The organism is Hydrogenophaga bisanensis, from assembly GCF_042665135.1.
Classification (GTDB): domain Bacteria; phylum Pseudomonadota; class Gammaproteobacteria; order Burkholderiales; family Burkholderiaceae_C; genus Hydrogenophaga; species Hydrogenophaga bisanensis.
Map to the genome: position 1 here is coordinate 1 of NZ_JBHTBX010000041.1, position 552 is coordinate 552.

Annotated in this window: 1 pseudogene; it reads left to right on the forward strand. The window is 37.1% G+C overall.

Annotation, left to right across the window (positions count from 1 at the left end):
- A pseudogene (locus ACFQNJ_RS19345) lies at positions 1 to 552 on the forward strand (IS256-like element ISEf1 family transposase); the annotation flags it as partial.

The window sequence follows — 552 nt, forward strand, 5'->3', positions numbered from 1 at the left end:
CATTGGAAACCACTATTATCCATTTATTCGAAAAAGGTGTTACGATGTCTGAAATTGCTGATTTGATCGAAAAAATGTACGGTCATCACCATACTCCACAAACCACGTCCAACACGACTAAAGTTCTGACTGAAGAAGTAAATGCCTTTAAATCCAGAGCCTTAAATGATAAGTATGTCGCTATTTTTATGGACGCTACTTACATTCCACTAAAACGTCAAACCGTATCCAAAGAAGCGATTTATATTGCCATTGGTATACGAGAAGACGGCACTAAAGAAGTACTGAGTTATGCGATTGCTCCAACTGAATCAACATACGTTTGGAATGAGCTGCTACAGGATATTAACTCCAGAGGAGTTCAAGAAGTCTTGCTTTTTATTACGGACGGCTTAAAAGGCATGAAAGATACTATCCATCAAATTTATCCTAAAGCAAAATATCAGCATTGTTGTATCCATGTATCTCGTAATATCGCTCATAAAGTACGTGTCAAAGACCGAAAAGAAATCTGTGATGACTTTAAGGCTGTTTATCAAGCTAACTCAAAAG